26 protein-coding genes are annotated in these 25,778 nt (G+C 66.6%); 13 read left to right on the forward strand and 13 right to left on the reverse strand.

Annotated features, from left to right (window positions below; all coding sequences use genetic code 11):
• Positions 1-152: 152 nt before the first annotated feature.
• Positions 153-1,631 carry a flavin-containing monooxygenase gene (locus tag ACY466_RS05105; protein ID WP_463252137.1) on the forward strand — a complete coding sequence of 493 codons (1,479 nt, stop codon included), beginning with the start codon at positions 153-155 and terminating at the stop codon, positions 1,629-1,631.
• Positions 1,632-1,639: 8 nt separating this feature from the next.
• Here ACY466_RS05105 and ACY466_RS05110 read toward each other — a convergent pair whose 3' ends face one another.
• Positions 1,640-2,170: a TetR/AcrR family transcriptional regulator gene (locus ACY466_RS05110; RefSeq protein WP_463250349.1), complete on the reverse strand. Its 531-nt coding sequence runs from the start codon at positions 2,168-2,170 to the stop codon at positions 1,640-1,642.
• Positions 2,171-2,331: 161 nt separating this feature from the next.
• Here ACY466_RS05110 and ACY466_RS05115 point away from each other — a divergent pair, with 161 nt between their 5' ends.
• Positions 2,332-3,129 carry an SDR family NAD(P)-dependent oxidoreductase gene (locus ACY466_RS05115; protein ID WP_463250351.1) on the forward strand — a complete coding sequence of 266 codons (798 nt, stop codon included), beginning with the start codon at positions 2,332-2,334 and terminating at the stop codon, positions 3,127-3,129.
• A gap of 82 nt (positions 3,130-3,211) precedes the next feature.
• Complete coding sequence (locus ACY466_RS05120) at positions 3,212-4,162, forward strand: alpha/beta hydrolase (RefSeq protein ID WP_463250353.1); 951 nt, start codon at positions 3,212-3,214, stop codon at positions 4,160-4,162.
• Between the two features lie 117 nt (positions 4,163-4,279).
• Here ACY466_RS05120 and ACY466_RS05125 read toward each other — a convergent pair whose 3' ends face one another.
• Positions 4,280-4,657: a VOC family protein gene (locus tag ACY466_RS05125; protein ID WP_463250355.1), complete on the reverse strand. Its 378-nt coding sequence runs from the start codon at positions 4,655-4,657 to the stop codon at positions 4,280-4,282.
• A 112-nt stretch (positions 4,658-4,769) separates the two neighbouring features.
• Between ACY466_RS05125 and ACY466_RS05130 the strand changes: the two genes are divergently transcribed.
• The 3 genes from ACY466_RS05130 to ACY466_RS05140 all read left to right on the forward strand — a co-directional run bounded on the left by ACY466_RS05130 (position 4,770) and on the right by ACY466_RS05140 (position 7,117).
• Positions 4,770-5,846 (forward strand): helix-turn-helix domain-containing protein, encoded by a 1,077-nt coding sequence (locus tag ACY466_RS05130; RefSeq protein ID WP_463250357.1) that lies wholly within the window; start codon positions 4,770-4,772, stop codon positions 5,844-5,846.
• Positions 5,847-5,882: 36 nt separating this feature from the next.
• Positions 5,883-6,467: a dihydrofolate reductase family protein gene (locus ACY466_RS05135; RefSeq protein WP_463250358.1), complete on the forward strand. Its 585-nt coding sequence runs from the start codon at positions 5,883-5,885 to the stop codon at positions 6,465-6,467.
• 86 nt (positions 6,468-6,553) lie between these two features.
• Complete coding sequence (locus ACY466_RS05140) at positions 6,554-7,117, forward strand: dihydrofolate reductase family protein (RefSeq protein WP_463250360.1); 564 nt, start codon at positions 6,554-6,556, stop codon at positions 7,115-7,117.
• A gap of 19 nt (positions 7,118-7,136) precedes the next feature.
• On the opposite strand, the gene ACY466_RS05145 is transcribed toward ACY466_RS05140, so the two are convergent.
• The 3 genes from ACY466_RS05145 to heR all read right to left on the reverse strand — a co-directional run bounded on the left by ACY466_RS05145 (position 7,137) and on the right by heR (position 10,342).
• The gene (locus ACY466_RS05145; protein ID WP_463250362.1) at positions 7,137-8,042 is read right to left on the reverse strand and encodes an alpha/beta fold hydrolase; all 906 of its coding nucleotides are present in this window, start codon (positions 8,040-8,042) and stop codon (positions 7,137-7,139) included.
• A 32-nt stretch (positions 8,043-8,074) separates the two neighbouring features.
• A complete protein-coding gene (locus tag ACY466_RS05150; RefSeq protein ID WP_463250364.1) occupies positions 8,075-9,307 on the reverse strand; it encodes a DUF3500 domain-containing protein in 1,233 nt (410 codons plus the stop codon).
• A gap of 222 nt (positions 9,308-9,529) precedes the next feature.
• Positions 9,530-10,342: a heliorhodopsin HeR gene (gene heR, locus ACY466_RS05155; protein WP_463250366.1), complete on the reverse strand. Its 813-nt coding sequence runs from the start codon at positions 10,340-10,342 to the stop codon at positions 9,530-9,532.
• Between the two features lie 56 nt (positions 10,343-10,398).
• Here heR and ACY466_RS05160 point away from each other — a divergent pair, with 56 nt between their 5' ends.
• Positions 10,399-10,983: a TetR/AcrR family transcriptional regulator gene (locus tag ACY466_RS05160; protein WP_463250368.1), complete on the forward strand. Its 585-nt coding sequence runs from the start codon at positions 10,399-10,401 to the stop codon at positions 10,981-10,983.
• Positions 10,984-11,086: 103 nt separating this feature from the next.
• Here ACY466_RS05160 and ACY466_RS05165 read toward each other — a convergent pair whose 3' ends face one another.
• Entirely contained in the window at positions 11,087-11,665 is a 579-nt protein-coding gene (locus ACY466_RS05165; protein WP_463250370.1) for a GNAT family N-acetyltransferase, read from the reverse strand.
• Positions 11,666-11,993: 328 nt separating this feature from the next.
• A complete protein-coding gene (locus ACY466_RS05170) occupies positions 11,994-12,656 on the reverse strand; it encodes a GntR family transcriptional regulator (protein WP_463250372.1) in 663 nt (220 codons plus the stop codon).
• 153 nt (positions 12,657-12,809) lie between these two features.
• On the opposite strand from ACY466_RS05170, the gene ACY466_RS05175 reads away from it, so the two are divergent.
• The 4 genes from ACY466_RS05175 (at position 12,810) to madM (ending at position 16,897) form a co-directional block, all read left to right on the forward strand.
• A complete protein-coding gene (locus ACY466_RS05175) occupies positions 12,810-14,102 on the forward strand; it encodes a malonyl-CoA decarboxylase domain-containing protein (RefSeq protein ID WP_463250374.1) in 1,293 nt (430 codons plus the stop codon).
• An 80-nt stretch (positions 14,103-14,182) separates the two neighbouring features.
• Positions 14,183-15,703 carry an AMP-binding protein gene (locus ACY466_RS05180; protein WP_463250375.1) on the forward strand — a complete coding sequence of 507 codons (1,521 nt, stop codon included), beginning with the start codon at positions 14,183-14,185 and terminating at the stop codon, positions 15,701-15,703.
• 26 nt (positions 15,704-15,729) lie between these two features.
• On the forward strand, positions 15,730-16,131 hold the full coding sequence (madL, locus tag ACY466_RS05185) for a malonate transporter subunit MadL (protein WP_463252138.1): 402 nt from the start codon (positions 15,730-15,732) through the stop codon (positions 16,129-16,131).
• Position 16,132: 1 nt separating this feature from the next.
• Entirely contained in the window at positions 16,133-16,897 is a 765-nt protein-coding gene (gene madM / locus ACY466_RS05190) for a malonate transporter subunit MadM (RefSeq protein WP_463250377.1), read from the forward strand.
• 11 nt (positions 16,898-16,908) lie between these two features.
• Here the strand turns inward: madM and ACY466_RS05195 are convergent, their stop codons facing one another.
• The gene (locus tag ACY466_RS05195) at positions 16,909-17,883 is read right to left on the reverse strand and encodes a phytanoyl-CoA dioxygenase family protein (protein WP_463250379.1); all 975 of its coding nucleotides are present in this window, start codon (positions 17,881-17,883) and stop codon (positions 16,909-16,911) included.
• A complete protein-coding gene (locus ACY466_RS05200) occupies positions 17,874-18,686 on the reverse strand; it encodes a class I SAM-dependent methyltransferase (RefSeq protein WP_463250381.1) in 813 nt (270 codons plus the stop codon). The genes ACY466_RS05195 and ACY466_RS05200 overlap by 10 nt, the downstream gene beginning before the upstream one ends.
• A gap of 59 nt (positions 18,687-18,745) precedes the next feature.
• Here ACY466_RS05200 and ACY466_RS05205 point away from each other — a divergent pair, with 59 nt between their 5' ends.
• Positions 18,746-19,606, forward strand: coding sequence for a class I SAM-dependent methyltransferase (locus ACY466_RS05205; RefSeq protein ID WP_463250382.1), 861 nt, complete (start codon positions 18,746-18,748; stop codon positions 19,604-19,606).
• 123 nt (positions 19,607-19,729) lie between these two features.
• Positions 19,730-22,276 (forward strand): putative bifunctional diguanylate cyclase/phosphodiesterase, encoded by a 2,547-nt coding sequence (locus tag ACY466_RS05210; RefSeq protein WP_463250384.1) that lies wholly within the window; start codon positions 19,730-19,732, stop codon positions 22,274-22,276.
• Between the two features lie 54 nt (positions 22,277-22,330).
• Here ACY466_RS05210 and ACY466_RS05215 read toward each other — a convergent pair whose 3' ends face one another.
• The 4 genes from ACY466_RS05215 to ACY466_RS05230 form a co-directional block, all read right to left on the reverse strand.
• On the reverse strand, positions 22,331-23,095 hold the full coding sequence (locus ACY466_RS05215) for a helix-turn-helix domain-containing protein (protein ID WP_463250386.1): 765 nt from the start codon (positions 23,093-23,095) through the stop codon (positions 22,331-22,333).
• Positions 23,088-24,338 (reverse strand): MFS transporter, encoded by a 1,251-nt coding sequence (locus tag ACY466_RS05220; protein WP_463250388.1) that lies wholly within the window; start codon positions 24,336-24,338, stop codon positions 23,088-23,090. Before ACY466_RS05220 ends, ACY466_RS05215 begins: the two co-directional genes overlap by 8 nt.
• A 77-nt stretch (positions 24,339-24,415) precedes the next feature.
• The gene (locus ACY466_RS05225; protein WP_463250390.1) at positions 24,416-25,072 is read right to left on the reverse strand and encodes an NAD(P)H-dependent oxidoreductase; all 657 of its coding nucleotides are present in this window, start codon (positions 25,070-25,072) and stop codon (positions 24,416-24,418) included.
• Positions 25,073-25,113: 41 nt separating this feature from the next.
• Entirely contained in the window at positions 25,114-25,635 is a 522-nt protein-coding gene (locus tag ACY466_RS05230; protein WP_463250392.1) for a TetR/AcrR family transcriptional regulator, read from the reverse strand.
• Between the last annotated feature and the right edge of the window lie 143 nt (positions 25,636-25,778).

Below are 25,778 nucleotides of genomic sequence, written 5' to 3' on the forward strand. Positions count from 1 at the left end.
ACACCCGGCCGTTGGGTTCGGCGCGAACATCGTCGAGTTCTCGCCTCGGCGTCGTCGGTCCGTGGATAATTGTCTTGGACACGGTGTCGCACTCAGTGTGGCCCCGTCATCAGCCCCGAACGAGAAGCGAGCGTCGACCGATGGCCGAGGATCTGCAGCCCACACATCACGAGATCGTCGTCGTCGGGGGTGGTTTCTCCGGCCTCGGGACGGCGATCGCACTACTCAGGGCGGGCTTCGGCGATTTCCTGATCGTCGACGACGCGACCGGACCCGGCGGGACATGGCACTGGAACACGTATCCGGTTGTTGCGGTGGACATTCCGTCGTTCAGCTACCAGTTCTCGTTCGACCAGCAGTCCACGTGGTCGCGCAGTTACGCCCCCGGCCACGAGTTGCGTGCGTACGCCGAGCACATCGTCGACCGGTACGACCTCGGTTCTCATCTGCAGTGGGACACCCGGGTGCGCGCCGCAACGTTCGACGACCGCTCGGCGCAGTGGCGAATCGAGACCAGCCGAGGTGATCTCACCGCTCGGTGGCTCATCCACGCGGGCGGCCCGCTGAGTCAGCCCAAGCTGCCGGACATCGCCGGTATGCACACCTTCGCCGGCACGACGATGCACACCAGCCGCTGGAATCACGAGGTCTCTCTCGCGGGCAAGCGCGTCGGCATCGTCGGTACCGGTGCGACCGCGGTTCAGGTCATTCCCGCGATCGCACCCGAAGTCGAACAGCTGACCGTGTTCCAGCGCACCCCGATCTGGTGCCTGCCCAAGCCGGACTTTCCGCTGGGCCGGGCCGCGCAGGTCGGATTGAGTTCCGTCCCGGGTGTCCGTCGGATCGCGCGACTGGCGAGTCAGACGTTCGTCGAAGCGACGTTCCCGGTGCTCGCGCACTTTCACACCTGGGTGCCGGCGACGACGCTTCTCGAAGCTGCGGCTCGGCGGTACATGGGGTCGCAGGTCTCCGATCCGGTGACGCGGGACAAGCTGACACCGACCTACGCACTCGGATGCAAGCGTCCCAGCTTCCACAACTCGTACCTGTCGACGTTCGATCGCAGCAATGTCGCGTTGGAGACCACGTCGATCGAGGCAATCACCCCGACCGGTATCCGTACGACGGACGGCGTCGAGCACCACCTCGACGTCCTCGTCCTCGCCACGGGTTTCAAGGTCACCGACCGCGATGCTCTTCCGACGTACGCGTTGCGGTCGGCCGACGGCACCGACCTCGCCGAGCACTGGGAATCCATGCGGTTCCACACGTACCAGGGCGTCGCCACGAGCGGTTTCCCGAATTTCTTCACGGTGTTCGGCCCCTACGGCTACAACGGCGCGTCGTTCTTCACGCTGGTGGAGAACAGTTCCGCGCACATCGTCCGGGTCCTCACCGAGGCCCGGCGTCGGGATGCGGCATCAGCGGAGGTCACTGCGCAAGCCCAGGACCAGTACATGTCCTCGATCATCGCGCGCCGTTCCCGACAGGTGTTCAACGATCCGACGTGTTCGAACGCCAACAGCTACTACTTCACCAAGCAGGGCGACGTGCCCTTCCGTGCGTCCACCACGCCCGAGGCAGCGTGGCGGAGCCGACGATTCCCGCTGAGTCACTACACCTTTGCGTAGCAGCGGGGTCAGGGTGCGGCGACTCGGTCGACGAGGAAGTCGACGATCGATCGCTGCTCGGCGGCGTCGCGGGGGTGGGTGAGCAGGCCTTCGACGACGAAGGCGACGACGTTGCCGGCGGCCTGCGCGTGTTCGGGGGGCATGTCGGCGCGGGTCAGAGCGTCGGCGATCTCGTGAAATTCGGTATGGAACCCATCGATCACCGGTGACGCCGAACGCCGTGAGTGCACGGTGTCGACGAGGTTGCGCAACGCCGACAACTCCTCGACGACGAACATGATCTTGTCTGCCAGTGGGCGTTGTGCCATCGGCTCGAATCGAGACAGGGCGTCGGCGAGTATCTCCTCGAGGACGGCCACCAGCAGGTGGTCCTTGTCGGCGAAGTACCAGTAGACGGTGTTCGTGGTGACGCCCGCATCGGTGGCGATCCTGCTCAACGCGGTCTCGTCGTAGCCGTGGTCGACGAAGAGCCGGCGCGCCGCGGCGATGATCTCGTCTCGCTTCTCGGCCCGTGCTCGGGGACGACGGTTGGCTGGCATCACGAAATTCTAGTCTCACGGTGCGCGGGGTGGCGCACCCTCTTGCACGACGTCCAAGAAGAGCGTTGAGATGACGGCCATCTCCTGATCGATTCGCCCCGGAGTGCGCCCGAACGTGTCACGATGCTTTCTTGACCGCTGATCAAGACATGGAGGATCGGATGACATCAGCAGCTCGAACGGCCGTGGTGACCGGAGCATCGTCGGGGATCGGCGCACAATTCGCGCGGCACCTGGCCGGGCGCGGCATCGGTGTGGTTCTCGTCGCTCGCCGCGAGGATCGACTCGCGTCGCTGGCCGAGGAACTCACCGCCCGACACGGGGTCCGGTGTGACGTGGTCGCCGCGGATCTGACCGACCGGGCGGCACCGCAGGCGATCGTCGACCGCATCGCGGAGTTGGGACGGGAGGTGGGCATCTTGATCAACAACGCGGGCCTGTCCGGCAAGCAGGCGTTCGCCGAGACCCCGTTCACCGACTTGCGTGACGAGATCCAGGTGATGATCACCGCGGTCACCGAACTGGCCCACCTCGTCGTCCCCGGAATGAAGGAGCGCGGGTACGGCCGCATCGTGAACGTCTCCTCGCTCGCAGCGCTGATGCCTCCCGCGTCGAGCCTGCTCTACACCGGCATCAAGTCCTATGTACTGAACGTCTCTCAGGCGTTGAACATGGAGCTCGAGCCGTACGGGGTGCACGTCACCGCCCTGTGCCCGGGCTTCACCCACAGCGAGTTCCACGACGTCATGGGCACTCGCGAGTCTGCGTCGGGCAAGATCCCGGCCTTCCTGTGGCAGGAGCCCGACGCGGTGGTTCGCGAGGCGTGGGACGCGGTGGAGAAGGGCAATCCGGTGTGCATACCGGGCACGATGAACAAGGTCGCCGCTGCAGCGGTCAGACCCGTTCCGCTGCGGGCCGGTTACGCACTCGGCCGAGCGCTCAACCCCTTCAAGAACTAGGGCCCGACCGCGACGACGCGTGTGGGTGGAACCGTCGCAGAAACTTCTTGAGTCCCGTTCAAGACGCTGTTATCTTTCTTGAATGTCGATCAACGAGCAGGGTTCGCCCGAGGGCACCGAGCCCCGCCACACCTACGTCCGCGAGGACGTCACCTTCTCGTCGCAGGGTGTGACGTGTGCGGGATGGCTGTACCGGCCCGGCGGGGTGACGAATCCGCCGATCGTGGTGCTGGCGCACGGGTTCGGGGCGTTCCGCGAACTCCGCCTGGACGCGTACGCCTCCCGTTTCGCCGAGGCCGGGTACGCGGCGTTGGTCTTCGACTACCGGTACTGGGGGGCGAGCGCCGGACAGCCGCGCCGGGTACTCGACGTCGCCGCTCAGCAGGCCGACTGGCGTGCCGCGGTCGCCTACGCACGCAGCCTCCAGGGGGTGGACTCCTCGCGGGTGGTGGGGTGGGGGTCCTCGTTCGGCGGCGGCCACGTCCTGGATCTGGCGTCGCGGGACCACGACCTGGCGGCCGCGATCGTGCAGGTGCCCCACGTCACCGGTCCCGCGTCCGCGTTCGCACAGTCCCCGGCGCTGGTCGCCCGGCTGGCGCTGGCGGCGGTGCGTGATCAGGTGGGCGCGTGGCTGGGTCGGCCTCCATACCGGGTGAAGTCCGTCGGGACCCCCGGTGAGGTCGCGATGATGACGTCCCCCGGCGCGTACGACCTGGTGATGCGCATGGCCGGAGACAAGCGCGACGAACTGTTGGCCGAGAACGACGTTGCTGCCCGCATCGCGCTGCGGGTCCCGTTGTACTCACCGGGGCGCACCGTCGCGGCCATCACCGCGCCGACTCTGGTGCAGCTCGCCATGCGCGACGACGTCACTCCCTACGCGAAGGCGAAGCGTATCGTGGCCCGCATCCCGCGCGGCGAGGTGTTGTCCTACGACTGCACCCACTTCGAGCCCTATCTGGAACCGCATTTCGAGCGCATCGTGACCGATCAGATCGCCTTCCTCGATCGTCACGTCGGCAGGACCACCTGACCTCGACTCGGAATCGGAACCGACTCGGACTCGCGGTATCGACCGCACGAGCGTGAGTCGGCCGCACCGGCCGAGGCAGACGTATCCGGTTCGTGAGGCTTCACCGATCGTGAGGATCTACGCGTCCTCTCGCGCGCTGAGTATGCAGAACTCGTTTCCTTCCGGGTCCGCCATGACCACCCACCCGTGGTCGTCGCGAAGGTCGGCTGCCACAGTCGCACCCAGTGATATCGCTCGTGCCAGTTCGTCGCTCTGCGTGGAGGTTCGGGTGGGCACGATATCGAGATGAACTCGGTTCTTGACCGTCTTGGGGTCAGGGCAGGTCATGAAGAGCACGGTGGTGCTGCCGTCGGGATCGACGAGATAGCATTCGTCGGATCCTGGCCGGTAGCTGTCATTTTCGGTGATGTGCCAGTCCAGCAGAACCCGCCAGAACTCGGCGATCTCGTACGGGTTCGATGCATCGAACGTCGTGTGCGAGAGTCGAAGACCCATGTCGTGACTCCTTGTCGAGTGTCGTCGGCGGCGGCCGAATCTGCCTGGTCCGTTCCTGCGATCGCCATGTTGCTCCGTTGCGGTCGACGACACGAGTGGCAATGATGACCATGTGCGCTCCGATCCTGCCAACCCCGCCCGCAGGCGCGTCGCCGTCCTGGCCTTCGACGGCCTCTCGATGTTCGAATTCGCCGTCGCGGTACACGTATTCGGTTCCCACGACGGGCCGGAGCTCACCGACTGGTACGACACCGTGGTCTGCGCTGTCTCGAACGAGGTACGCATGGACAACGGCCTGACGATGCAGGTCCCGCGCCGCCTGGCGTCGCTCCGCGCAGCGGATACCGTCGTGGTGCCGCCGTGCGACGACGCGGACGCCGTACCCGAGGCCGTGCTGACAGCACTTCGTCGAGCGCACGCGCGCGGAACCCGGATCCTCTCGCTGTGCACAGGAGCTTTCGTCCTGGCCCGCGCCGGATTACTCGACGGGCGACGTGCGGTGACTCATTGGGCGGAGTGCGACAGGTTCGCCGACGCGTTCCCGTCGATCACCGTCGAGCCGTCGGCGCTCTACATCGACGACGGTGACATCCTCACCTCGGCAGGCAGCGCCGCGAGCATCGATCTGTGCCTGCACATCGTGCGAGTCGATCACGGCGCCGAGGTCGCCGGTCGGCTCGCCCGCTCGATGGTGGTGCAGCCGCACCGCGACGGCGGTCAGGCGCAGTACATCGAGACACCGATGCCCGCGGCGAACGGACCGGGGCCGTTGTCGAACACCCTGTCGTGGATGGCCGAACATCTGGATGAACCGATGACCGTGGTCGATCTGGCGCGCCGCGCGTCGATGAGCCCCCGCAGCTTTGCGCGGCACTTCTCGTCCACCACGGGATCGACCCCGCACCGGTGGCTCGTGGTGCGCCGCATCGGCTTCGCTCAACAGTTGCTCGAGACGAGCGACCTGTCCGTCGACGTCGTTGCCGAGCGAACCGGACTGGGAAACGCAGCCAACTTGCGTAAGCATTTCGCGCGTCAGGTGGGAACGAGCCCGTCCGCGTACCGACGATCCTTCGGCCGGACCGGAGAGGCGATGCCCAATCCGACGAAGGTGGCGCCTGGCTTCGGCCCGCGCGGACAGCATTGCCGACCGATCGGTGATGAGTTTTGTGCTGCGCATCGGTCGGAGTAGGTGGATGGACCCCACAACGATGGAGGGATGCGACGAATGTCGACGATCACCGTTTTCCAAAGCGTGACCGCGGACGGCGTCATGCAGGGCCCGGGCCGCGACGACGAGGACCTGCGTGGGGGTTTTGCGCACGGTGGCTGGGGCCGCGGCTATCAGGACGAGGTATCGATGTCGTTCGCTGCCGAGGGCATGAGCGAGGAGGGCGCACTGCTGTTCGGTCGGCGCACCTACGAGGACATGCTGGGGTACTGGACGACCACCCCCGAGCCGAACCCGTTCACGGACGTTCTCCTGCAGTCGACGAAGTACGTGGTGTCCCGGTCGAGGGACACGCAGCTGAATTTTCCCCGTTCCGAACTGATCGCGGGCGATGCCGTCGACACGGTTCGGGACGTTCGCACTCGCACCGGTACGGCGTTGACCGTCATGGGCAGCGGTGAACTCGTGCGCAGCCTGCACGCCGGGGGACTGATCGACGAGTACGTGCTGCAGATTCACCCCATCGTGTTGGGGTCGGGGACGCGACTGTTCGGCCCCGCGGACCGCGTCGACCTCGAGTTGGTGCGCTCGATTCCCACGACGACAGGTGTGATCATCGCGCACTATGCCGTTCGACGATAGATCCTTGTCGACGATGAATCCCGTTCGATGACACCTACAGTTCGACCACAGCCGAGTGTCGCGCGTGAAGAAGGAGGGACTGCCATATGCGTACGTTGATCGTCACCGCGTTCGTATCGCTCGACGGTGTGATGGAGGCACCCGGGGGAGAACCCGGTTACCGCAACGCGGGGTGGACGTTCGAGGACGTCGAGTTCGACGGGGCGGCGTACGAGATCAAGGGCCGCGAGCAGGAGGAGGCCGGCGCGCTGTTGTTGGGCCGCCGGTCGTACGAGGCGTTCGCGCCCGTGTGGCCGACCATGGACGATTTCGCCGGGTACAACGCGATGCCGCGCTATGTGGTGTCGACGACGCTCACCGAGGACGATTCCCGCTGGCCGGCAACGGTTCTGCGTTCGGTGGACGACGTTGCCGAGCTCAGGAGTGGTGAGGGCGATCCGATCATCGTGCACGGCAGCGCGGCGCTGGGCCGGTCACTTGCCGACGCCGGCCTGGTCGACAGATACCACCTGCTCGTGTTTCCGCTGTTGCTCGGTGCCGGAACGCGTTTGTTCAGCGACTCGGACAAGGACACCACCGTGCTGACGCTCGTGAAGCACGAGGTGTACGGAAACGGTGTGCAGAAGCAGGTGTTCGACGTGCGCCGTTGACGGACCCTGCTTCGCGACTTCAGGCCTGTCTTCGAGCGTTCACGACCTCGGCGAGCGTCCGAACGGCGTCGGCGAATACTCCGGGTAGTTCCTGCGGCGGGTTGTGACCGGCGTCGACCGCGCGCACGTCGATCAGATCCGCGAAGTGCTTCCCGTGATCGGGCGAACCGTAGAGCGCGGCGACCGTGTCCTCCGTCGGATCGAGGACGAGGGTGGGCACGGTGATCGACGGTTGCAGTGCCAGTGCGTCCTGCGTCGCCGCGTACCGCGGGTCTCCCGGTTCGAGACCGTAGCGGTGCCGGTACGAGTGCACCGCGACGTCGACGAAGTCCGGGTTGTCGAACGACGTTGCCGTGGCGCCGAATTCGGAGTCACCGAACCGCCAGGTCGGGGACCAGTCGGTCCACAGCGTCTGCGCGATCTCGGCGCGGTACGCGGCCAGCCCGGCTCGGCCGCGCTCCGAGTGCAGGTAGTACTGGTACCAGTACCGCTTCTCGAGGTGCGGCGGTGCGGGCGTCGCCACGGCGGCTTCGATGTCCTGCACCAGATAGCCGGACACGCTGACCAGACCCGAGACGGACTCGGGCCAGAGTGCCGCGACACCGCACGCCGCCCGGCCGCCCCAGTCGTAGCCGGCGACGATCGGACGGTCCAGTGCCATCGCCTCGATCAGATCGTGCAGATCATGGGCCAAGGCGGCCTGTTCCCCCGAGCGCATCGTGGCGTCGTCGACGAATCGCGTCGGCCCGAACCCCCGCAGGTACGGCACCACCACGTCGGCACCCGTGTCGGCGAGCAACCGCGCGACGTCGTCGTAGGACCGCGTGTCGTACGGAAAACCGTGCAGCAGAACAACGGACGGGCCGCCCCGGTCGCCGTACCGTTCGACGCCGACATCGAGCACTCCCGCTCGCACCGTATCCATACCCGTCATCATGCCGTGCCGTCATCAAGTGGTCAGCCGTTCGGTGGCGTTCCCATCGACGGCGGAGTGCCCCCGTCGCCTGCCGGTGCGCCTGCGCCCATTCCTCCGGTTGCTTCCTGCTGGGTGGCGCTGCTCGCGTAGTCGTCGGTGGGGTCGCGATAGATGGTGTGAACATGGCCCCATCCGGACGTGGTCACGCCGTCGACGTCTGCGCCGGCGGATCCCTGCTGAGCGGCGAACTCGATGTACACCTCGGGCCCGGAGATCTGGAAGTAGATGCCGTCGCCCTGGCTCATGTCGTAGGAGGTTGCGCCGGACCAGTTCACGTACGTGGTGTCGAGGCCGGATTCGATGTCCGCGAGGGCGTCGGCGGTGGTCTCCTCGTCGGCCAGACCGGCCCAGTTGGCGATGACGTCGAGAAGCAGCTGCTTCTGTTCCTCCGTCAGGTCGGCGCCCGAAATCCCTGTGCCGGTGGGGTAGTCGCAGGTGCTGCCCGGCGCACACACCATGTTCGACACGCTGTCGCCCTGGTACAGCTCGGCCTTCTGTTCGTCGGTCAGGCTGTCGTAGAACGCGAAAGCCGTGGTGTAGATGCCGTCGAAGGGTTCGACCTCGATGCCGGTTGCGTCCGTGTACACGGCGGGTTGGATACCGAGGTGCGTCGGCGCGAACGTGATCGCGTCGGCGGCGCCGTCGAGGGTGGCGTTGATGCCGAGATGGTGACCGCCGAACTGGATTTCCCACGCCGACGTGTCGGACGGGTCGCCGAAGAAGGCGATGTAGTACTCGCCGAGCGAATCCTCGGTGGATGCGCTGTTCTCGTGCAGATACTCGTCGCCGCCCATGATGCCGGTGACGGTGGCGTAACCCTCGTCGCTGAGAAGTGCGTCGAGAACGTTCATCGCTGCCGCGCGCTGTTCGTCGGTGAGATCCGACAGGTTCAGTCCGGCGCGATCGACGAACGTGACCGGGAAGTTCGACCACGATGTCGTTTTCGTCTCGTCGTCGTAGGCGTACAGAACCTGTTCGCGCTGTTCGTCGGAGAGTGTGGACAGGAACGCCTCGGCGGCTGCGGCGCTGTCGGAGACGGTGGCTGCGGTGGTGGTGGAGTCGGTGGAGGTCGCGGTGGAGTCGGTGGCGGATGCGGTCTGCGAGGTGGTGTCCGACGAGACCGGTTCTGTGACTGCGGAACTGCACCCACCGAGCAGGAGACTGCCGATGATTGCGACGGAAGCGAGAGCCTTTCGGCCTGTGTAGAAGGTCATGGTGAGAACCGTAGGTTCGGTTCCTCCCGAGCAGCTGCGAGGAAACTGGACGTTTCCTGTGAGGACGCGGACGAGTCGGCGCGAGATCCTGAGTGCTCACGCCCACACCCGGCTGCGTCACCCTGCATCAGCTGCACACAACCATGCCCTCCGTGTCACATCCGGCCATTTCGTGGACGGTTGTGTGCAGCCTGTGTACGCGTCCGAGGCGAGCGCGGCGGATCACGCCAAGGAGCCGGCGACGATCTGCCAGGCCAGCGCGGACTTCGCGGCGAGACTCAGGACCAGGTAGACGAATTCACCGAAGGCGTAGTCCTTCCACGGTCCGATCTGTCGGTACTGAAGCCACTGGTTGAGGGCGAAGCTCATGAAGAAGACGAACAGCGACACGAAGATGCCGAACACGAAGGATGGGACCTCCGACGCACCGGCGAGATTCACGGTGATCGCCACCCATGGCGCGGCTCCGGCGATGCAGCCGAACCAGAAGGCGGTGAGATCCGGTCGGCGCTCAGGGGTGCTCGTACGCTCCTGGAGCCAGCCGAACAGAATCATCGCGACGTTGGCGCCGATGATCGCGATGATGGCGGTGACCTGAGTGATGCCGGCGTACAGCGCGATGAGCAGCACCATGATCGTGGCGCTGATGCTGTACTCGATCCATCGGAACGGATTGATCCCGCGTCGCAGATTCTGTTCGTAGGTCTTTCTCAGCGGCACTCCGCTGAGGAAGTGGTCGATCGCGGCGAGCGCGAGGAAGACCGCAACGGCGATTCCGATGGGCACCGCGAACGCCGACTGAGCTTCCGGAACCCTGGTTCCGGGTGGGCCCGCGGGGTATGCGGTGGTCAGGTCGATGGCGAAGTCGGATGCGATGAGAAGCACTGCGATCGCTTGCACGGCGTGCAGCACCGACAGCGAGATGTTCCAGATGCGCAGTCGGCGCGCCCGGTTCGGGGCGAGGCTGTGGTCATCGGTCGCCTCGGGCCCCGACTCCCTCTGGTGGGCGGAACGTGGATGCGGTGTGCGGGCCATACCCGCTAGCCTTACAGGTTGTAAGGCTGCTGACAAGGAGCGGTGAGGAGGTCTCGATGGCGACGAACAGTGGTCCGTCTGCGCGCGATCGGATCATGACGGCGGCCATCGAACTGGCGGATCTTCACGGCACCACCCGTGTGACGATGTCGGCCGTCGCCGGGCGTGCGGGGGTGTCGCGGCCGACTCTGTACAGCTATTTCCCCGACGTTGCCCGAATCCTCGAAGCCTGGGTGCATCAGGAGGTCTCGCGGGTCGACTTTCTGCTCCAGGGCGTCCTCGACGCGGGTGCCGGTGCCGACCCGATCCTGGTGCTCGGGGACTACATCGACCTTCAGCTGAACTATTTCGCCGAATCGCCGACCAGGGCGCTGCTCACGGCCGCGGCGCTGGGTTCTCCACCGGAGGCGGTCAGGACTCACATCGAGCGATTTCGCCGCGACGTTCTTGGACTGCTGTCGGCTCTGCGGAAGGACGGGCGGCTGCGACCGGATGTGGACGTCGACCTGTTGGCGGGGCTGGTCATCGCGGGCATCACCACGATGGCACGACACGTGGTGGACGGGCAGATGTCACCGACCGAGGCGCGACGACAATTGCTGGACATCCTCTTTCGTGGCTCCATGTCGGTGCCTCGGTGATTCCCGCGTCGTCGGGCGGGAGAATTGCGGGTCAGCCGTTGCTCTCGACGGGCGGCCGTGCCGGGCCTGAGTGTGGTCGTCGGCGCGCGAGCTGATTCCACGATCAGGTCGAGCAGGTTCGACGCATGACGATTCTGGGCATCTTCGACGCCACGGCTCCAGTGGAACCCACTACCTCGAAACCTGCGTTGGCGAACATCTTTCGGGTGCCGACGAAGGCCATGGTCAGGTCCATTCGGCCGGTCGGATCGACCGGATAGGACTCCACGGCAGGAGCGCCGTTCGCAGCCGCGTACGCAACCGCGCCGTCGAGCATCGCCGTCGTCACTCCCTGCCTGCGATGTCCGGACCGCACGACGACGCAGATGATGCTCCAGACGGGAATGTCGTCGAGCGGCCTGATGAGTCTGCTGCGTTCCAGGCGCGGAATCTGCGAGCGCGGACCGATGCTGCACCACCCGACGGGTACTCCGTCGCGGTAGGTCACCACGCCGGGTGGGCGTTCTCGTTCTGTGAGCCGCCGCATCGCCGTTTCCCGACTGCCTTCGCCGAGTGACTCGATCTCGGCCGCGGGCAACCGGTGGGACAGGCACCAGCAGTGCGTGGGTCGTCGATTCGGATTGATCACGTCGCCGAAGTCGTCGAACCGGTCCGGTGTGACCGGATGAGTTTCCCAGGTCATGGGGAGGATCGTACGTCGAGACGACGCTGACAGCAGTCGAGCCGACCACGAATGCGTGATCGGCTCGACGTGCATCGGTGGTGAGGGTCAGCTGAAGAAGCTCAGTCCGTCGATCACATCGCCGGCGCCGCCGAAGATGTCGGAGAGGGCGCCGAGGAAATCGACGAAGCTCGCGAGGTGGGTGATCATGTGCGCTCCTGAAAGGTGTTGGTGTGGGCCGTGATCGGTCACGGTCCGGTATGCGAACTGGTGGTATCCACTGCAGATGGCGCCGATCCGACTCCGCGGTGTCGGGTGGGTGGGGGTGTGATGAACAGCCGAGGTGTCGTCAGCTCGCCGAGAGCTGACGCCAGGTACGCACCAGGTTGCTGAACTCCTTGACCTGCACCAGTACATGGTCGCGAGCGGCGGTTTCGGCGGCCGCCGCGTCGCCGACGGAGATGGCGTCGGCAATGACCCTGTGCTCGGCCATCGAGCGTCGCATCCGGTCGGGGACGCGCAGCTGTAACCGTCGGTAAGGCTGCAGAATTCGCTTCAGTGCCTGCGCCTGCTGGCGGAGGTACTCGTTTCCGCAGGAGTCGTTGATGATGCCGTGGAACCGCGCATTGGCGTAGTAGTAGGCGTCCGCGTCACCACTGAGCGCGTGTTCCTCGCATTCCTGCAGTGCGAGTTCGAGTTCGGCCAGAGACTCGCGTTCGATGCGGCCGGCGGCGAGTCGCGCCGCCATCCCCTCGAGTTCGGCCATGACCTCGAAGCGCTCGGCTACTTCCGAGATGCCCAACTCGGTGACGTACGTGCCCTGCTTCGGCCGAATCTGCACCAGCCCGGAGCGCTCGAGCGCCTGCAACGCCTCGCGAATCGGGGTGCGCGAGCAGCCGAACTCCTTCTCCAGCTGGGCTGGATCCAGGCGTTCGCCGGGCCGGTAATGGCCGTCCACGACGGCGTTCTCCAGCGCGTCTCGTACTCGCTGAGACTCGGGAACTCGAATCATGTGGGCCTCCTTGCTCGAGATTATCCGATGAGAGGGGTGGTGCAGCTCACATCTATCCGCTACGGTCACTGTTATATATATCACCGACGTGCATGAATACGGTGTGGCGCACATGCACACAGCCGTGCGCATCGACCCCCGAGAGGATTCGACATGAGAAGCGAAGAGGTCCGATCGCTGACCGGGCTGCTCGACGCGTGCGAAATCCTGATGGGTGACGTGGGTGAGGCATCCATCCGAGCGGTCGCCGCGGAAGCGCTGAAGGCCTACGCCGACCTCGACGACTGCGGCAAATTGCGCTTCTTCGAGCACGTCACCACGGTCTACGGCGTCGATGCAGACAGGGTTCGCACCGCGTTTCATCGGTGGGAGAGCGCCGACACCGACGCCGACGCCGATGCCGGTGACGAGATGATCGAACTGTTCCGGGCCGTCGAGCCCGCTCGTCAGCAGTTGCTACGCCGTATCAACCACGCACCCGGCGCCACTCTCGCGTTGGTCGAGATGCGTGCGGACCTGCGTCGACTGATGCGCGATCACCCCGGCCTTCGTCTCCTCGACCACGATTTCCACCACCTGCTGACGTCCTGGTTCAACCGCGGATTCCTCTCGATGGCCGAGGTCACCCCGGATTCGCCTCCGGAACTGCACCGCCATCTGATGCACTACGAAACCGTCCACCCCATGGCGACCGAGGAGGAGTTACGTCGGCGGCTTCACCCCGCAGACCGACGCATCTACGCGTTCTTTCATCCCGCGACCGGAGATGTCCCCCTGATCTTCGTCGAGGTCGCACTCGTTCGTGGCGTTCCCAGCCGGGTCGGCCCCCTGCTCGAGCAGGGGGAGGAGCTCGACCCGTCGGTGGCGGACACGGCCGCGCTCTACTCCATCAACAATGCCCTCGACGGGCTGGCCGGTGTGTCCTTCGGGAGTCTGCTGATCAAGCAGGTCATCGAACAGGTGAGCCGGCAGCTGCCACATCTGCGCGAATTCGTCACCCTCTCACCGATTCCCGGTTTTCGCCGATGGCTCGACGACCGGGGGGCCAGCGACGCAGAACTGCGTTCGCTCGCCGATCGTCTCGAGGCCGTCGAGGATCCGGATCTCCTCGACGAGGACCGCATCGAGGACATCAGGGAGACATTGTTCCCAGCCCTGCTGAGGTATCTGACCGTCGAGCGACGGGCCGACGGGCGACCGGTGGACCCCGTGGCTCGATTCCATCTGGGGAACGGGGCGAGGGCCTGGCGACTGAACTGGCCGGCGAACGCGTCGCCGCAGGCGTGGCGGCAGTCCTACGGGGCCATGGTCAATTACCAGTACGAGCCGGACCAACTCGAGCACCGCCACGAGGATTTCGTCCGACGTCGCCACGTGGCGGTCGGTGGGCCGCTCGAAGCACTCGCAGATGCGGTCGCCGACACGGATGCGCCTGCCCGCCCCTGATTCCCACCGACCACAGGATCCCACCGACCACAGGATTCCACCGACCACACGACCCGACCGAGAAGAGAGAGGCACCACCGATGGCACACGAGACCACCATCCACGGACTGTTCGCCGAACAGGTGCGATCCAGGCCGGACGCGCCGCTGTTCGAGCTACCCGAGGGACGCACGATCACCTACGGCGACACCGCCGACACCGCTCATCGGATTGCAGCTCGTTTGCGCGCCGACGGCGTCGAGGTGGGAGACAGGGTGGCCATGCAGGTACCCAAGTCCCCCGAGGCAATTGCGCTGTACCTGGCGACACTCCAGATCGGCGGCGTGTTCCTCCCGCTGAACACCGCGTACACCGGCGCGGAGATGCGGTACTTCCTCGGCGACGCTCGACCGCGGGTGCTGGTCTGTGCGCCCGATCGGCAGAGTGACTACGCCGAATACGAGGGGGTCCTCGTCCTCGAGACCCTGGGGGAGTCCGCGGACGGCACGCTGCTGAGCGACGAGGACCGGGACGACCACGTCGTCGACGCCGCGGCGACCGACCCCGCGGCAATCCTGTACACCTCCGGCACCACGGGGCGCTCCAAAGGGGCGGTGCTCACTCACGGCAACCTGGCGTCCAACTGCGAGGCCTTGCTCGACGCTTGGCAGTTCACGTCCCGAGACACGTTGATCCACGCGCTGCCGATCTTTCACATCCACGGGCTTTTCGTCGCAGCCAACATGACGATCGCGGCCGGTGCATCGATGCATTTCCTGCCCAAGTTCGACGCCGAGACGATCATCGACCTGCTCCCACAGTCCACGGTTCTCATGGGAGTGCCCACCTTCTACACCCGAATGGCGAAGAGCGAGAGACTCACTCCGGAGCTGTGCACGTCGATGCGGTTGTTCGTGTCGGGGTCCGCGCCGCTGTTGGCCGCCGACCACGAGGCCTTCGCGGCTCGTACCGGTCACGCGATCCTCGAGCGCTACGGCATGACCGAAACCGGCATGAACAGCACGAACCCCTACGAGGGTGGACCACGAAAGCCGGGCACCGTGGGAAAGCCACTGTCCGGCACGGAGATCCGGATCGTCGACCGAGAGACCGGAGACGTGCTGGACGACGGTGCCGTCGGGATCGTGGAGGTCCGCGGACCCAACGTCTTCTCCGGGTACTGGCAGATGCCGGAGAAAACGGCCTCGGAGTTTCGGTCGGACGGTTTCTTCGTCACAGGCGACCTCGGTCGCATCGACGAGGACGGCTACCTGTGCATCGTCGGGCGGGACAAGGATCTGGTGATCTCGGGCGGATACAACATCTACCCCAAGGAGATCGAGGAGCTGCTCGACAGCCATCCCTCGGTGCTCGAGTCCGCGGTCATCGGCGTACCGCACCCCGAGTTCGGCGAAACCGTGGTGGCGTTGGTGGTCCCGAGGCCGGGCGAGAAGCCGCAGGATCGCGAGCTGATGGACCACATCGCCGGTGATCTCGCCCGCTTCAAACATCCACGCGCGGTGCGCATGGTGGACGCCCTTCCTCGCAATGTCATGGGCAAGGTGCAGAAGGCCGAACTTCGTAAGAACTATGCCGGTCTCTTCGACGGCGTCGACGCTTAATTCCTTCTCATCCTCAGGAGTACATGATGGTTCTCTACGGAGTGGCAGCGCTGGCGCTGTGCATGTTGTCCGGCACTATCGTCGGCGAACTGCTCGGCGTGATGCTGGGTGTGGACGCCAATGTCGGCGGCGTCGGATTCGCGATGATCATGTTGATCTTCGCCACCGACTGGTTGCGTCGAAAAGGCAAGTTCCCGAAGGCAAGTGAGCAGGGCGTTCTGTTCTGGAGCGCCATGTACATCCCGATCGTGATCGCGATGGCATCCATCCAGAACGTCGCGACCGCCATCACCGGCGGCCCGATGGCTCTCCTGGCGGGCCTGGGAGCCCTCCTCGCCGGTGCCGCCATGGTTCCGTTGCTGGCGCGGATCGGCGAACGTGCCGAACCGCTGCCTCCGATGACCGAGGAAGAAATGCAGGAGGCCTGAGATGGAACTGTTCGCTTCGGTCTTCGAGAGGAACAATCTGCTGCTGGCCTTCGTGGTGGTCGGGGCACTGATGCTGCTGTCGGGCTGGCTGTCCAAGACGTTGACGCGGGGCCGGCTGCACGGATCCGCGATCGCGATCATCCTCGGTCTCGCACTCGCCTACTGGGGAGGTGTGTCGACCGGCGGAGACAACGGATTGGCCGACGTCGCCATCTTCTCCGGGCTGGCTCTCATGGGCGGCTCGATGCTTCGCGATCTGGCCATCGTGTCCACCGCCTACGGCGTCGACCTGCAGGAGATCAAGCGGGCCGGCGTGACGGGCGTGCTGTCGATCGTGTTGGGCGTGACGCTGTCGTTCGTCGTCGGCGCGGCCGTCGCCGCGGCCTTCGGCTATCGCGACGCGGAGTCCCTGGTGACCATCGGTGCCGGTGCGGCGACCTACATCGTGGGTCCGGTGACCGGAACGGCGGTGGGCGCCAGTTCCGAGGTGATCGCGCTGTCCGTGGCGGCCGGCCTGGTGAAATCGGTTTTCGTGATGGTCGGTACCCCGATGTTCGCGCGCCTCATCGGTCTGAACAACCCGAAGTCGGCGATGGCGTACGGCGGGTTGATGGGAACCACGTCCGGGGTGGCCGGCGGTCTCGCGGCCACCGACAAGCGCCTCGTTCCGTACGGCGCCATGACCGCCACCTTCTACACCGGAGTCGGCTGCCTGCTGGGCCCGTCCCTGTTCTACGTGGCGATGAGGGCGATCGTCGGCGGGTGAGAGGGCCCGACTCAGCCCCGTCGGCCGACCACCGGATTGAGCTCGGACGCGGCGAGGCCTCCGGGCTCGACACCGGGAAGGAACTCCCGCCACGTGCCACTGATCAGCGTCGGTGACTCGACCACCCGCGCGCCGTCCGCGAAGTACGTGGTGGCCAGCGCTCGGCGTGGCTGCGTCGTCAGGTTGGGTCCCGCGGTGTGGAAGCACAGCGCGGAGTGGAACGACACGTCGCCCACCGCGAACGGTGCGGATTCCACCGCGACGTCGCGCTCGCCGAAGCGTCGAGAGACGGCTTCGTCGTAGGACGTGCCGACCTTGTCGAACTCCAGATCGGCCACCTCGCTCAGCACCTCGCGGCCACGAGCGAACGACAGCGGGCCCATGCGTCCGGGGATCGCGGACATCGGCATCCACGCGGTCACGGCCTGTGTGGTCTGCAACGGGAAGTGCTCGGCGTCGTGGTGCCACGGAGTGCGGCCGCAGCCGGGCTCCTTCGACAGCGCGTTGTCGTGGTACAGCCGAACGGCCGGTTCGTCGAGAAGTTCCGCGGCCAGACCGCCGATGCGGGGCGAGAGCGCGACGGCGCGCATCACGTCGTCGTGCAACCACATCTGTTCCAGCGCGGTGAATCTGCCGGCGACGTCGTCACCGTGTTCGGCGCGGAGAAGCACCTCGAGCCGCTCGGCGAGACGGCGCACGACGGCGGGCGACAGCACAGCGGGAAGACGCACGAAGGCATCGCGTGCGAAAGCCCGGATCACGGCGGGGTCGAGGTCGTAAGGCTCGGACAGCTCCCGCTCGACCTGTTCGTCGGTCGCCGGCTCGACGTCGGGTAGGCCCGGACCGTCGACCAGCTCGGTGGGGGTCCCGTCGTTGGCGGCCAGCGTGACGTACCAGTCCCACCAGTCCTGATCGTCGCCCGCCCAGTCCTGGTCGATGCCGCCGTCGCGATTCTGCTCGGGGAGCCGTTCGTTCGTCAGAGCCACAGCAGGGCCGCCTCGTGAGAGAAGGTGTAGGAACCGGATGCGTCGCGGCAGGAGGCGAGATAGTCGCCCAGCACGGGCGACGCCTCCATCTCGTCCAGCGACACGGAGTCGTCGAAGGCGCACCGCTGGAGGAAGCCTTCCGCGACGGCGCGATCGGACGTACCCGTGCTGTACGTGATGCGCTGCTCGCGCACGTCGGCACCGGCGCGGACCAGCGCGTCACGCACCTGCTCGGCCGTCGTGTACGGGGTTGCCTCGCGCACGCCCGCGCGGAAGGCGTCGTAGAACGCGAGGTAGTGCGACGTGGCCGTGGCCTGGGCGATCAGACCGAGACCGCCGGGGGCCAGCGCGTCCACGAACCGCCGGGCCGCGGTGTCCAGCTCGGCCGGCGGCAACGCGTACAGCGCGTGGGTGGCCCACACGATGTCGTAGCCGGTGTGGTCGGCGGGGAGGTCCTGCAGGGTCATCACGAGGTCGTTCCGGGCCACGAAGGGCGCGCCCAGCGCTCCGCGTGCCTCGGCGACCGAGAACGCCGACGGGTCGAGGAGGTCGTAGGCCACGTCGGGCACGGCGGACAGATCGGTGTGGAGACGCAGAGCGGTGGGGAATTTGCCGCTGCCGCAGGCAACGTCGAGCAGCGACCAGCCGTCGTGTGCGTGCTCGGCGAGCAGTGCGGGCCAGTCGGCGGCCAGGGCCAGCTGTCGGTAGTCCTCGGTGGCCAGGGCGTAGAACGCCTCCATGCCCGTTCGTCCGGCCTCGCTCCAGTGTTCGAGACTTCGGTCGGCCGTATCTCCGCTGCTCACATCACTCCTTCGTCGCCGACCAGGCACCGGGATGACGGCGTCGTGGTTGACTCGTGTCGATGTCCAACCTAGCGCCGACCTCGTCGACCGACACCGCAGCCGTACTTCTCGACGACGTGCGTGCGGCTCGGCACGGTGCCGCGGCCCTGCCCGGACTCGAGCCCGATGCCTACGCCCGCAGTCACGCGGCCTTCGAATTGCTCTCCGACCAGCGCGGCCTGATCGCCGACCACCTCGCCGCCCGATTGAGCGGGCGGGGGGACGGACCGATCTCGGTGCTGTCGGTGGGGTGCGGCGACGGCTCGTTGGACGCGAGGCTCGCCGAGGGACTGGTGCGGGCGGTGCCGGGGCGACCGGTGCGCTACGTAGGCGTCGACCCCTGGTTCGCGAGCGCGGACAACTTCGGTCGCAGGCTGGCGGCGCTGAATGCGGACGAGCTCCACGTCGACGCCCACGTCGCCTCGTTCGCCGACGCCCCGCTGGACGAGGCGTTCGACGTGGTGATGTTCGTGCATTCGATGTACTACGTCACCGATCCGGTGGAGACGCTGCGCGGCGCACTCGACCTCCTTCGGCCGGGAGGCGAACTGTGGGTGCTCATCGCACCGCTGGGCGCGCTGAACGCTCTCGTCGGCGTCCTCGCTCCGCCGCTGGAAAACCATCGGCAGTGGTTCAGCGCCGACATCGAGAAGTCCTTCGTCGACGCCGGCATCCTCCTCGACGAGGCGCTCACCCTGGACGCCCTGGTCGACCTCGCCTCCGCGAGCGACGAGGTGCTCGACTTCGCGGTGCAGGCTCGGCTGACCCCCGCACTCCGCGGTCCGGTGCGGGCCTATCTCGACGCCGTCTCGGTACCCGGTGCGGACGGCGCGCCGCGAGTGCCGCACCCGGTGCACGGTTTCCGCGCGATCCGTCGCTGACCGCGCACGGACCCTGCGTCGGGCCGGGTTAATCTGTGCGACATCACACTGATTCGACCCGTGCAGTTCTCGGGTCCCACAGCGCCTCCGGCGTGTCGATTGGGTCGGTCGAGGGGGTTTCTGGTGAGCGGTTGGGTGTGGGTGGTCGTGTTCAACGGCGTCACCGCGGCGGCGTATCTGGGAATCGTCGTGTTCATCGTGCGGGGACTTTGCCGTACCGGGCAACTCCGCAACAACCGGCTGGCCGTGGCCACGGCGGCCATCTTCCTGACCTGCGCAGCCCATCATCTGGTGCACATGCTTCACCTCGTGTCGGCGTCCGATCTGCACTCCGCGCACGGCGGGGCGGACGACGGAGTCCTGGCGACGATGCGCGAATCGATGGGTGGGGCAGTCGATGTCACCGTGACGGCCGGAACTGCGCTGGCCGGGGTCGTGTACCTCGGTCTGCGACGCTCGTACGGTGTGCTGCTTCGCTCCCCGGCGATGTTCGACGACGCCAGTGAAGCTCGGTACCGCCAGCTGGCCGCCAATCTGCCGCACACCGTGGTGTTCGTCGTGGACACCGATCTTCGGTTCGTTCTGACCGAGGGCGCGGGTCTGGCGGAAGCGGGGTACGACCGGCGCTTGCTCGAGGGCCGCCTGCTGCAGGACACCGTTCCACCCGAGGTGTACGCACACCTCGAGCCGCACTACCGCGGAGCGCTCGCGGGCGAGGTGTCCCAGTTCGACTCCGTCAGCCACGTCACGGGCAAGACGTTCCAGGTGCGGGCCCGGCCGCTGTTCGACGGCGGAGATCGCATCGTCGGTGCTCTCGTGCTCGCCGAGGACGTCACGGAGGAGCGTGCTGCGAGAGCCGAACTGGAACGGGCCCGAGCTTTTCGGGACGCGGTGCTGACGGCGTCCCCCGATGTCACCGCTCTCACCGACGTGCGCACCGGACGCACGACGTGGGCATCGCGAAGCCTGCGCACACTGCTGGAACACCCGGTGGACGGGGACACTCTTTCTTGGCCCGGAACCGAATCGTCGGATGCGCCGGATGCGCCGGATGCCGACGTCCAGTCCGTGGACGTGGTTGCCGAGGACGTCGCCACGGTCCGTGCCGCCGACCGGGAGGCCGCTCTGCTGCCCGACGGGCAGAGTCTCACCACGCGATACCGGGTACGGGCGACGGACGGTGACGTCCGGTGGCTGTCACGCCGGACGACTCCCTTCCGCAGAGCCACCTCGGGCGACGTGCTCGAGGTGCTCTCGGTGGTTCGCGAGGTGACCGACGTGGTGGAGGCCGAGCAGGCACTCGAACGAGCAGCCCTCCACGATCCGTTGACGGGACTTCCGAATCGCATGTTGCTGCTCGAGCGCATCGGCGCGGCCATCGATCGCGGTGAACGAACGGGCGCCGCGGCGGCCGTGCTGTTCTGCGACCTCGACGGATTCAAGCGGGTCAACGACACCGGCGGACACGCTGCCGGCGATGCCGTGCTGATCGAGGTGGCTCGCCGGATGCGTTCGGTTCTGCGCTCGCGGGATTCCATCGCACGAGTCGGAGGTGACGAGTTCGTTCTGGTGATCGACGGGTTGCCCGCCGACGAGGTGGGCGAGGAATCCGATGCGAACCAACACGTGGCGCAACGCATCGCCGAGCGGGTCCGGGCCGTTCTCCGGGAACCGATTTCGTTCGCCGGCCGTGACTACGTGGTCTCGGCCAGCATCGGAATGGTGGCCGCGATCGCGGGCAACACGGCGCACGAGGCGCTCCGGGACGCGGACTCAGCGATGTACCGGGCGAAGCTTCGCGGCAAGAACCGCATCGAGTTGTTCGACGACGCGCTCAGGGCCGGGGCGCTCGAGCGCGCTCACATCGAGCAGACCCTTCGCGACGCGCTCGATTCGCCGCGACCCGGCGGAGCCGAGCTGACCGTGGTGTTCCAGCCCGTGTACGAACTCGGAAGCGGCCGACTCGTGGGGTTCGAGGCGCTTGCTCGACTGCGGGACGATCTGGGTAGGGCGGTCGACCCCGAGGGATTCATCACCGTGGCCGAGGACACCGGACTCATCACGGCGCTGGGCGCTCGGGTTCTCGACGACTCGTTGGGCGCACTCGTGCGGTGGCGCTCGGCCGGCGCGACATCTGCCGTCGAGTCGGGACGGGTGACGATGTCGGTGAATTTCAGTGCGCGGCAAGCGCAGCACGTGGACATGTGCCTCGTCGTCGGTGACAGTCTGGACCGGCACGGATTGAAGGCTGAGGATCTGGTTCTGGAACTGACCGAATCGGTTCTGCTCGAATCGGGATCGTCGACCCTGCGCCAACTCTCGGAACTGCGTCGGGATGGGGTGGGGATCGCCATCGACGATTTCGGCACCGGCTACGCAAGCCTGCGGTACCTGGCGACACTGCCGGTGAGTGCGGTCAAGATCGATCGGTCGTTCACCGCGACCATGACGAGCGATCCGGCGAGCGCCGGAATCGTCCGTGCCATCGTCGCGTTGGCTCGTGATCTCCGACTCGGATGTGTGGTGGAGGGGATCGAGACCGAGGAACAACTCGTCGCTCTGCCCGGCGATGTGCAGGGGCAGGGATACCTGCTGGGTCGACCGGCCGCCGAGCCGTTGGACACCTGGACTCCTCGTCCGAGACAGGGCGTCGTGTCCGACGTTCGGTGACGTCGGCTCACTTCGACTACGGGCGATCGACGCGCCGTGGTGTCCGGAAACCGCTCACGGTCCTTCGTCGGAAGAGGTGTCGAGCGCGGCTCGAACCCGCTCGAGAACTTCCTGCTGCGCCGGGGTGAGGTAGTCCTTCGTGTACTCCTGAAACCAGGTCTCGGGACGCAGTGACAGATCGGGCAGATCGCGGGCGGCGAGGTCGGACACGACGGGCCGAAACAGCTCGGTGAGTCGATCGACCAGCATGTCGATGTCGACGGGGGTGGCTTCGCCGCCGAGGTTCGCCCAGGCCGTCATCGCTGCCGCCGCGGCCGGGGCCCGGTCGGGATGGCTGAGCAGTTCGTACACGGTCGCCAGGTGGTTCGATCCGTCGCTGCCGACCAGGTGCATCAACAGAAGTGTGTGGTCGCGATCGAGGGCCGCGGCGCCGTCGGGCAGACCGACGCGGCGCAGAACGTCGTGGTACGAGGCGATCTCGGGCGGAAGGTCGGGAAATGCGTTGTGCTGCCTGAGGTGTGCCAGCACCTCGCGCTGTCGAGTGAGGCGGTCGATCTGGGCCGCGAACTCCGCATCGAGGGCGTCGAACACCGCGTCCGGGGGCGGCTCCGTGCCCGCGAGCACGGTCGAGATCTGCGGTAGCGAGAATCCCAGGTCCACCAAGCGCCGAATGCGCAGGACCGTGACCAGCGCTGCGGTGTCGTACACCCGGTAGCCGTTGCTCGACCGCGTCGGTTCCGGGAGAACGCCGATCTGGTGATAGTGCCGCAGGGTTCGCACGGTGACACCGGCCAAGCGGGCGAGGTCGCTGCTACGCATGACGCGGCGCCTCTCGGTCCTGCTCGACGGTCACCGGCTTGTCCAAGTTGCGCATGGAGCGGGCGCACAATGCCACCACCAGCCCAAGAGACCACAGAGCGGCGAGCACCACAAGTGCGGTGCGGAGATTCGTCGCTTGGGTCAGGGCCCCGGCGACGAAGATGCCCAGCGGCGACGCCGCCGTGGCGAACGTGTTCTGAATACCCAGCACGCGACCGCGTGTGACCTCGGGGATGCGCTCGATCGACAGCACACCGACCAGTGCTCCGAAGAGTCCGCCCGAGAACCCGAGGACGACGGCGCCCAGAAACAGCACGGAGACCGACACCAGCGGCGCCATGATTGCCAGGCCGAGAATGCTGCCGAGGACACCGGTCACGAACCAGCCGCGGCGCGAACCGCGCGATCCCGCGACGGCGTAGATGCCGCCGCCGACGAGGGATCCTGCGGCGATACCGCTCAGAACCAGACCGAGCAACCCCGGACGGTCGATCTCGGTGAAGTGGAGCGGCAGGATGATGCCCTGCAGGCCGCCCATGGCCACGACCGCGGCACTGGTGAGGATCGTGGTGACGAGAACGAATTCGTTGTGGATCAGCTCCGCCCATCCTTCGCGAAGCTGCGACCACACCCGGCGTGCCCGGGCGCCGACCGCCGTGTCCACGGTGTCGATTCGCCCTACCCGACGTGGCACCAGGAGCGTGAGCAGCGCGGCGGTCAGTGACGTGCCCGCCGTGACCCACAGCGCGGTGGTGGGGTGCCAGGCGGTGACCATGAACCCGGCGGCTGCGGGCCCGGCGATGATGGCGACTGCACCCAGCGCTTCGCGAGCCCCGGTGATGCGTTCCGCGGACAACCCGCCGTGCCGAATGATGGCGGGCAGCAGGGCTTCTCGCGCGGTGATTCCCGGGACGTCACCGACGGCGCCGATGATGCCGAACAGGACGAACCAGCCGACGGACAGGCCGGTGATCATGTCCACGAGGGGGAGCGCGCCCATCGCGGCGGCCGAGACGAGATCGGTGACCACCGACGACGTACGTCGGTTGATCCGGTCGATGACGACGCCCATGAACATGCCGGCGAGGACGGCGGGCACGATGGTGGCCGCGGCCACGGTGCCCGCAGCCAGCGCGCTGCCCGTGGTCTGCAGAACCACCAGGGGCAGCACGATGGCGGCGATGGAATTGCCGAGCGCCGACAGGGTGTACGACGCCAGGTAGGTCGCCGGTAGAAGTCTCATGCGGCCAGCCAAAACTATGACGTGGCGTCGGAGTCAACTGCGAAGTGGAATCAACTGTTGGGCGGGGGTCGCCGGGGTCAGCGTCGTTGCAGGTCCTCGTCCTTCGCGTTCCGCCGGTCGCGCTGCGGGTCGACGAACGCCTGTCCGACGGCGCGCGCGGTCTGCAGTCCGGCTTCGCGCTGAGGACCGTTCGCGTCGCCCTCGACGTCGTAGATCACATGACTGTCGACGTCGGTCACGCCGCAGTACGCGAAGATGCCCACGTCCAGCTGCGTCCGCATGGCGTCTCGATACCCGTACTTGTCGTAGGTGCGCTCCTTGGAGCCGCCGATCCCGATCAGAGTCGTCGGGACGTTGCGCAGCAACGCATTCAGAGGTTTCTGTCCCCGGTCGTCGACGCCCTGCCCGTACTGGTAGGCCCAACCGCCGGTGAACACCCGCTCGATCCAGCCCTTCATCAGCGCCGGCATGCTCCACCAGTACACGGGGAAGACGAAGGCCATTCGGTCTGCGGCATCGACGCGGTGGTGCATCTCGGCGATGTCCGCGGGCAGCGGGCCGCCCCAGAAGTGCGCGTGGTCGGCTTCGGTGAAGCGGGGGTCGAATCCTTCGCGATGAAGGTCGAGCACGTCGATCGTGTGCTTCGAACCGTCGAACGCGTCGTGGAAGGCCCCCATGACGGCCGACGGGTACCGATCGGTGAACGGATGGGAGAAGACGGTGAGGAGATGCATGGCGAGGAGAACTTTCTCGAGATGGTGGGGTTCAGGGACTTTCAGGTCCGCTGCAGGAGTGCCGCGGCCGCCGCTCGCGCTGCTGCGATCGCCGGAGTCCCTCGATAGGAGGCCGCTGCCGTGGCGCCCTCGAACAGCACCAGGATCTGCTCGGTGAGGGTGTCGTCACGGCATCCCCGCTGCCTGTCCACCAGAGTGCGGATCAGGTCGCGGAGCCTCGAGTGGTAGTCGTCGATCGCCTGTCGTGCGGCAGGGTGATCGTCACCCAATTCCCCTGCAGCACGGAGAAACAGGCAGCCGCGGGCACCTTCGGATCTCACCCAGTTCTCGAGTCCCGTGAAGAGGCCGTCGACGTCATCGACCTCGAGGCGCTCGAAGAATCGTGCGCTCCTCGCGCGCAGCACGGCTGTGATGAGGTCGGATTTGCTGCCGATGTGCTTGTAGAGCGTGCGGGTGGAGACGCCCGCAGCCAGGGTGAGGGCATCCATCCCGCTCGCGGCGAAACCGTTGTTGTCGAAGACGCTCTCCGCGCTGGCGGCGATCTGTTCCGGTGAGGTGGGCACGGCGTCAACGGTACAACGATCGTTTTACTTTGTCACGCCGCGCTGCACGGAGAGTGCCGGCGGTGGCCGGTCCGCTGCGATTCTGCGTACGAAACCTGTTCGTGCGTCGGATATATCGTGTGCGGTGAACCGACTCGGTCGCA

It is taken from the genome of Rhodococcus sp. K11/5 (assembly GCF_055193735.1).